This is a genomic window from Liquorilactobacillus vini DSM 20605 (genome assembly GCF_000255495.1).
GTDB lineage: Bacteria > Bacillota > Bacilli > Lactobacillales > Lactobacillaceae > Liquorilactobacillus > Liquorilactobacillus vini.
The window spans coordinates 1-8222 of sequence record NZ_AHYZ01000063.1; the positions used below are offsets into that span (position 1 = coordinate 1).

Below are 8222 nucleotides of genomic sequence, written 5' to 3' on the forward strand. Positions count from 1 at the left end.
ATATCTATTTCAAAAATTTTCTAATTTCATTCTCGGGGATGATTCAAATGTGCCAACTGTCCTTGGAACTCACCGCTATATTTAGCAACATCGGAAGAATCCGGTCCATCAGCAACCGTAAAGTCAGCATATTCACCATGCTCAGCTTGATCCAAGCCAGCAATCTCAGAATCCTTGTCAACCCTCATCTTAATAAATGGTTTCAAAACTAAAATAATAACACTAGCCACAATTGCGACGTAAACGATGGTAAATAATGTCCCAATTAACTGCAGCTCCAATTGTTTGACGCCGCCACCATAGAACAAACCATTTCTAACGATCCCGCTGTTAGCAACCTTGCTGGCAAAAACACCAGTTAAAACTGAACCAACAATCCCAGAAATTCCATGGCAACCAAAAGCATCCAGTGGATCATCATATTTGATAATTGGTTTAATTTTCGTAATGAACCAGTAGCTAACCACTGCACAGCACAAACCTATCCAAAATGCTCCAGCAGCTGTTACAAAGCCACAAGCTGGGGTGATGCCAACCAAACCGCAGACAGTACCAGTACATGCTCCTTGCAAAGTTGGTTTGCCAAGCACAAAAGTATCAATCATCATCCAGGTAATCATGGCAGCACCTGTCGCAACTGTCGTGGTCAAAAAGGCTTGCACTGCAATATCATTCATTCCAATTGCTGACCCGGCATTGAAGCCATACCAGCCAATCCACAAGATAACAGTTCCTAATAAAACCCACGGCAAATTATAAATTTGAGTTTTCTTGCCAAAGCCTAACCGTTTGCCTAAGAAAATTGATAAAACTAACGCTGAAACACCAGCATTAATATGCACAACTGTCCCTCCAGCAAAATCAAGCACACCCATTTTTGCCAAGAAGCCTGAACCACTCCAAACAATATGTACTAATGGGTAATAAATCAAAATTGACCAGAGAATAATGAAGGCTGTTAAAAATTTAAATCTCATTCGACCAACAACTGCTCCAACAAACAACGCTGGTGTAATAATTGCAAACATCATTTCAAAAATCAGATAAGCACCAGTGCTGATCCCTAAGTCTTTATTGACAATTGAAGTCAAATCCAAGCCGCTTAAGAAAAAGTGATGAACAGTCCCAATAAATCCGCCAACATCGCCATTGAATGATAGCTCATAGCCAACTGCAGCATACAACAATATACCAAGCCCGCAAATATAAAAAACCGAAAGCATCGTGTTAACAACATTCTTTTTTGAAACCAAGCCGCCATAAAAGAAGGCTAGCCCCGGTGTCATAAAAAGTACAAGAACACTGGAAATAATTAAAAATGTCGAATTTGCTGCGCTCATAAACATTCCCCCCTAAATTGATGTTATAAAATATACCATTAGGCGGGTAAATAGTCAAATTGGTTTGAAAAATTTGCTTGCAAAATTCAGTTGAAAATTAACTTTTTCTTAAATATTGTCGGTATAATTCAATGTCCAACTTTAAAAATCATTGTTTAAAGCCCTTCCTATTTTACTTTCTAAGAATTTATGATTTAGAGTTTGTTTTTTAAACTGCTAACAAAAGTTTTCCCAGTTGCTGGTTTTAATTGGTATATTTCTTTACATTTGAAAAACAGGATTTATAACATCATAATTGTCTAACTATTTGTTCAATAATTTTCTGATTTGCTGGCGGCCAATTCAAATTCTTTAATTCATTTGGCCGAAACCACCGATAGCTACTTGCCGCGGTTAAAACATAATGATGAGTCAACAGCTTGGCATAAAAGACATTAAATTCAATCGTGGCATATTCATATGTAAAAGTAAACGGCGGCAATACTGGCTGTTTAACTTCAATTCGATCGCCAAATTCTTCATGCAGCTCACGAATCACTGCTTGCTGAGGTGTTTCGCCAACTTCAATTTTGCCTCCAGGAAATTCCCAATAATCACCGAAAACCCGGTTGTGATTCCTTTTAGCTGCTAAAATGTATCCCTTTTCAGTAATAACTACCAAAGCTACCCGTAACATCTTCATTTACTCCTCAAACCTTTGTATCAGCAATCAATTCTTCATGCTGTTTAATTTTTTTCGATCTAGCTGGCTGCTTGGCAATCATCAACAGAAAAAGCGCTTCGATGACCGTCATGGCCGCCAACCGTGAATAATAATACGTCGACTGCAACAATGGCGGGCGAGCAGCAGTCTTCAGCCGAAAATCAGCAGCCAAACTGATTGGTGAATCATTGCGATTGGTAATGGCAATGATTGTTAACCCGCGTTGCTTGGCGATTTTTTCTTGCTTTAAAATTTGCTTAGATTCACCGGAATTAGAAATCACTAATAAAATATCCTGATCGGTTAGATTAAGCGTCTGGGCCAAGGCTGTTTCACTGATTGCTGAAGTGATGGCCATGATCCCTAATTGATTAAAACGGTAAACTGCATCAGCTGCGACGGGGAAAGTATTACCCTGACCGGCAACTTGAAGAATTCGACAGTTCAACAGCCGCTCTAAAACTTGATTAATTTGCTCGTTTGCAAAATTGGCTAACGTTTGCTGAATTTCAGCGCTTTTGCCTTGACTGACTTGAGTTAAAAAATTGGTAACCGAAGTCGGCTCATTCTTTTCTAGATTAGAATTTACCCCGACAATTTTAGCCAATTCGATTTTTAATGCATGAAAACCAGCTAGCTTTAAATTATGGCAAAAACGACTGATTGATGCTTGGCTGACTTGTGCTTGAGCAGCTAAGTTAGCAATTGTCCATTCCGTAACTTGCATTGGTTGTTGTAAAATAACAGCCGCTATTTTTTGTTCTACCGGTGTCATTGAGCTCAAATGTTCATTAATTTGATTAATAATTTGCTTTTTCAAATTACTTTCACTTCCATTGACAGTTCTTTGATTTCAGTATATCATATTCATGAAATTTATTTTCAACAATTAACAAATTGAGAAACTTTATTTCATAAGGAAGTGATCATTATTAGAAAAGTAATTGCTAAAGCCCTTAACTTAATTCAACCCGGGATGAAGGTCAGTCTAGGTGGTGGTAGTAATGTGGCCCAACTAGTGAATGCAATTGCCGCAAGTAACTTAGCAGTTGATCTTTGCAGTCCAGCCGAAGCAACTCGTCAGCTTGCCAATCAATTAGGTTTACCAATTACTGCCCAACCATTTAAAAAAATTGATCTAGCGTTTGATGGTTGCGACAGTCTTGATTCGCAATTAAATGCGCTAAAAAGTAATGGTGGGATTCATACCTTAGAAAAATCATTTGCCGCTCGAGCCAATCGTTACCTTATTTTAGCTCCACTGCAACGTTTGAAAGCTTCCCTTGATCCGCAGATTCCTTTGACTTTAGAAGTTGTAGCACTCAACGCTCAAATTATTCAAGCAGCCGCTCAGCAGCTAGGCTTAAGTGCTAAAATTCGGCTTGCTCAAGTTGTGGCTGGTTATGCCCGAACACCACTGGGTAATTTGCTGATTGATTGTTATCCAACTAATGATTGGCGACAGCTTCCACAAATTGAGCACCAATTAGCTAGGCTCAATGGCGTCGTTGGTACTTCATACTTTGAAAAGATCGTTACCGAGGCAATTCTATTTGACAGCGACGAAGAAATCCATCTCATAGAAAGGAATAACAACTAATGAAAAAATACAATTGGTCAATTATCGGTAGTGGCTGGATCGCCGGCGAAATGGCAGATGCCTTGCAAGCTGTCAATGGTGAAATATACGCAGCCAGTGCCCGCAACCAAACTAAACTTAAGCAGTTCGCTCAAGCTAAAGGGATCAAAAAAGTTTTTGCTGATCCGCTCGACATGATTAACGATCCGCAGACTGACGTGGTTTATATCGCTACACCACACATTACCCATTATCAGTTTATTAAAGCAGCTTTAGCAGCTGGTAAGCACGTCTTTTGCGAGAAAGCCATCACAATCAATGATCAGCAGTTCAACGAAGTGGCAGAATTGGCGCACCAAAAACATCTGCTGTTAACTGAAGGGTTTACCTTGTTTCACATGCCCATCTATCAGCAAGTTCAAGCTTTAATTAAGTCTGGTCAGCTAGGCAAAATAAAAATGGTCCAGGTAAACTTTGGTAGTCTAAAAACTTATGACCCGCACAATCGCTTTTTCGATCCGCAACTAGCTGGTGGAGCATTACTCGATATCGGCGGCTATGCAACTGCTTTTGCTCGACTGTTTTTGAGTCAACAGCCAAATAATCTTTTGACAACGGTCGATTTTGCTGAGAGCGGAGTTGATGAGCAGTCGGGCATCATTTTGAAAAACTCGGCTGGCCAGTTAGCCGTGATTAGTCTTTCCTTCCGAGCCAAGCAACCGAAAAGAGGCGTCGTTTCCGGCACACAAGGTTTCTTAGAAATTAATAATTTTCCGCGTGCTACAACTGCTCAGGTGACCTACACCGCCGATGCTCATCAGCAGCAACAGCAAACCATCACGGCCGGGGATGAACAGCGAGCCCTAGAATATGAAGTCGAGGATTTCCAGCGTTACCTAACTCAGGGTCATGACGATGGGCAATTAGCCTTATCACATGATATTGCCCAAATCCTTACTAATATTCGAACTGCCTGGGGATTGAAATTTCCAGGAGAATAATTTAAAAAATCTTCGAGGTTTAATTAATTTAAGCCCCGAAGATTTTTATTTTTGCTTTTTTATAATATAGATTGGCCTTTTTTTAACTTCTAAATAAATATTTCCAATATATTTGCCGACTATACCTAAACAAAAAAGCTGCAGGCCACCCATTCCTAAAACAATGGTTACCAAAGAAGCCCAACCGTTGACACTGCCTCCATAAAATATTTTTCTAACAACTATAAAAGCCATTGATAAAATAGCTAGCAAAAAAGCAATAATTCCAACCGCTGAGGCAATCATTAAAGGCACTTCAGAGAAATTAATAATACCTTCAATCGAATACCCAAATAGTTTCCAAAATGACCAAGATGTCTTTCCGGCAATTCGATCACGATTTTGATAATCTAAATATTTTGTTTTAAAGCCCACCCAGTTGAAAATTCCCTTTGAGAATCGGTTATACTCGGTCATTTCTAAGATTGAGTCAGTAACTTGACGAGTCATCAAACGAAAATCACGAACGCCTTGAACCATTTGAGCATCAGAAATTTTTCCCATCAACTTATAAAATAGTACTGAAAAAAATGACCTGATTGCGGGTTCACCTTTGCGATCAACACGACGACTTCCAACAACATCATAGCCTTCATCCAAAATACCTGCTAACATTGCTGGCAATTGCTCAGGAGGATCCTGCAAATCAGCATCCATCACTGCAACCATTTCACCAGTAGCATTTTTTAGACCTGCATACAAGGCTGCTTCTTTACCAAAATTTCTAGAAAATGAAATATAATGGACATTAATTGGATCCAAGGTACAAAGTTTTTCAATTTCAGCCAGAGTTTGATCCTTTGAGCCATCATCTACAAAAATATATTCAATTTGATAGCCACGCAATGAAGGAAGAACCTTGTTTACTGTTTTATAAAAAATCGGGATCGTCTGTTCTTCATTATAACATGGCACAATAACTGATATTATTTTTTCCATTATAACCAATACCTCCACAAAGCTTTTCAAAAGGCCTTAATTTTTTACCTAATATTGCACTTTTTTACTAGTTTTATTAGCTTGGTAAATTCTTTTACAATTCTGAAGTCCACCATTGTTTAAACTTCAAATATAAAAAATAGCTTATATAAATAAACAAGAGTACTATTGAAAAAGGTAATTTATTCTCCATATGATTAAGTCATCCAAATCAAAATAGCAAATTTTCCCCAAAACCAGTTTATCAAACTGTATAAATAGTAATGTTAAAGAGCTTTTTGTCAGTAACTTGAAACAACCATTAATCATATCCTGTAAACTAAACTGATAACTTTACTTGTTTTATGATCCTTATGGTCACAAAGACTTTAACACTGACAATTCCAATAGCAGATATTACCCTCTAATTAATTTTGAATATGGTAAATTAAAAATTAATCTCATAATTACTTACTTCCAGCTTACTTTCATTTTCAAGATATTTTAGAATCAGTAAATTAACAGAGTAAAACTGAAAGAACAACTCTTTAGCAAAAATATTTCTACCATATTTAACATGGAGACTTAACTAAGTCAATAACACATTAAAATCATTTCTTACTAACGATTTAATTCATAAGGGAAAAAAGATTCCTATTTACATAAATCCATTGGCTCTTTTCTGCTATAATTTGTACATTGATTTCTTTAAAAATACAATTTTTTTAATAATAACAATTATAGTCATTACTACAAAAGTAATCCATGAAACAATTTCAGCTGCTTTAATAATAAATGATATTCTGTATTCTATTTTAATGTGGTTAATTCCCTTACTTAAAAAGACACCTATTGTACTTCGATTTGTTTTAGTATAACCTACTTTCTTTCCATTAACTGTGACTATATATGAATTATAATCCAAAAAGGGTAAATCTACTTTTGTACCATTTTTAGCAGAATATATTCTATAACTAATTCCATTTGGTATACTATATGGCTTAATCTTCGTTCGTTTTCCATTGATAAGTGCTATATGATTTTTAATATCAGCTGTATAATTCTTCATACTTACAAGTGGCCAATAGTCAATTGATCCTACTCCTTCATTGAAGTTTTTAACCATATAATTAAACCCAATTTTAGATGTTACTTGATAATCTGAAAAAGGTAATGTCTTTGAACTACTGGGTTTAAAGTTAATTACTGTTTGACTCGTACGTGAATTTAAAAAACTATATGAATTACTTAATAATGCAAAAACAATTATACCTAATACAACTATAAAACTATGACGCATATATTTTGTATTAGAAGATATAATTATCCAAATCGTTTCAACAGCAAAAATTGCCAGAAAGAAGTTTGAAATACATAATATTCTTCCTGTCCATTGAAGAACAGTAATTGGTGTCTTATTAATAAAATTCCACATTGACTCAAAAACATTAGTTGTTGCAACAAAAAAACAATTCCAATAATTCCCGAAAACTTTGTTATCATACTTTGTTTTTTCCACAAAAATAAACCCATAAATACCAATATAGTTATTAGTGTCCCAATTGATTCATTATTATTTAAAGAGCTTATTATGGAATCACCCAAACCCACACTTGCTGTTGTAAGTGTTCCTGACTTAGTAATAAACAACTTGTTACTACTGTATATTGTAAATAAAGTACTCCAATAAAATGAAGTCATTAATAAAGTAGTTATCCCAGCATAGATAATATATTTTATTTTTCTCCAAAAATTTTTTGATGTAAAAAAAGCAATTACAATCAGCATCATTACTACTACCACATACATCAAAAAACTTAGTACATGCGAATAAACTACACCTGTCATACCAAATGACAGTAATATCCACTCTTTCTTTTCTCTAAAAAAGATGCTGTATGTTCCATAAACAATTAATGGTAAAAATATATATCCCGCTGTTTGACCAACATCAAATGTCAAAAACATCCAACTAAAATTATATGCTGACAAAACATAAATAAACGAAAATAATAAAGCTTTCTTTTTATTTCCTTGCCAATATTTAAGGCCGCACCAGTATGAAATAAGCATGGAGACAAAAACAATAAACCACCATCCTGCATAAATGGCTTGAACGGGATTACTAATTAGTATTAATGCGACAGCAAACGGATAAATTGGTAAAGCTCCGTAAACCATATTAATTGGAGTTCCAACTTGATTCATCGCATATGTTTCAATGTACGAAAATAGCTTCCCATCCTTAATATTTTGTGCTAAATCATATATTCTATTAAGATGAAATGACATATCCACACCAGCGTGTAAAGAATCAGAACAAAAATATGGTACCATGACCAATATACTAGCTACTAAACAAACTATTATCGCTAATATATTTTTTTGCTTATTTGCTAATTTATTTAATTTAATCATCCTTATTTTCCCTCTTTAATAAAATAACCAACATACCTACTATTAATATAATAACCATTAGTAGAGAAACAATTCTAACCATAATGTATATTAAAGGAGTTGTATATCTAATCGTTATAATTGCATTCTTCGTGTCTCTTACATAGATTTGTGCTAAAGATTTTTTAGTTACATAAAGTTTTGTTTTCTTACCATTGACATAAGCTGTATAGTCCTTATGGTGG

Annotated in this window: 9 protein-coding genes; 2 read left to right on the forward strand and 7 right to left on the reverse strand. The window is 35.4% G+C overall.

The genetic code is table 11. The features are described from left to right. Positions 1-26: 26 nt before the first annotated feature. From ON15_RS04285 to ON15_RS04295, 3 genes are all read right to left on the reverse strand, one after another. Positions 27-1340, reverse strand: coding sequence for an ammonium transporter (locus ON15_RS04285; protein WP_010580246.1), 1314 nt, complete (start codon positions 1338-1340; stop codon positions 27-29). Between the two features lie 289 nt (positions 1341-1629). Beyond that, the gene (locus ON15_RS04290) at positions 1630-2022 is read right to left on the reverse strand and encodes a (deoxy)nucleoside triphosphate pyrophosphohydrolase (RefSeq protein ID WP_141567389.1); all 393 of its coding nucleotides are present in this window, start codon (positions 2020-2022) and stop codon (positions 1630-1632) included. A gap of 7 nt (positions 2023-2029) precedes the next feature. Continuing rightward, the gene (locus ON15_RS04295; protein WP_010580248.1) at positions 2030-2863 is read right to left on the reverse strand and encodes a MurR/RpiR family transcriptional regulator; all 834 of its coding nucleotides are present in this window, start codon (positions 2861-2863) and stop codon (positions 2030-2032) included. Positions 2864-2965: 102 nt separating this feature from the next. On the opposite strand from ON15_RS04295, the gene ON15_RS04300 reads away from it, so the two are divergent. Beyond that, positions 2966-3643: a ribose-5-phosphate isomerase A gene (locus ON15_RS04300; RefSeq protein WP_235720427.1), complete on the forward strand. Its 678-nt coding sequence runs from the start codon at positions 2966-2968 to the stop codon at positions 3641-3643. Beyond that, positions 3643-4623 carry a Gfo/Idh/MocA family protein gene (locus ON15_RS04305; protein WP_010580250.1) on the forward strand — a complete coding sequence of 327 codons (981 nt, stop codon included), beginning with the start codon at positions 3643-3645 and terminating at the stop codon, positions 4621-4623. Before ON15_RS04300 ends, ON15_RS04305 begins: the two co-directional genes overlap by 1 nt. A 45-nt stretch (positions 4624-4668) precedes the next feature. Here the strand turns inward: ON15_RS04305 and ON15_RS04310 are convergent, their stop codons facing one another. The 4 genes from ON15_RS04310 to ON15_RS11970 all read right to left on the reverse strand — a co-directional run. After that, complete coding sequence (locus ON15_RS04310; RefSeq protein WP_010580251.1) at positions 4669-5601, reverse strand: glycosyltransferase family 2 protein; 933 nt, start codon at positions 5599-5601, stop codon at positions 4669-4671. 664 nt (positions 5602-6265) lie between these two features. Further along, the gene (locus ON15_RS11600; RefSeq protein ID WP_141567390.1) at positions 6266-7015 is read right to left on the reverse strand and encodes a hypothetical protein; all 750 of its coding nucleotides are present in this window, start codon (positions 7013-7015) and stop codon (positions 6266-6268) included. Next, on the reverse strand, positions 6904-7998 hold the full coding sequence (locus tag ON15_RS04320; RefSeq protein ID WP_026049481.1) for a hypothetical protein: 1095 nt from the start codon (positions 7996-7998) through the stop codon (positions 6904-6906). The genes ON15_RS11600 and ON15_RS04320 overlap by 112 nt, the downstream gene beginning before the upstream one ends. Further along, positions 7991-8222 (reverse strand): hypothetical protein (locus ON15_RS11970; RefSeq protein WP_010580252.1); only part of this gene is annotated, 232 nt, incomplete at its 5' end. The genes ON15_RS11970 and ON15_RS04320, both read right to left, overlap by 8 nt.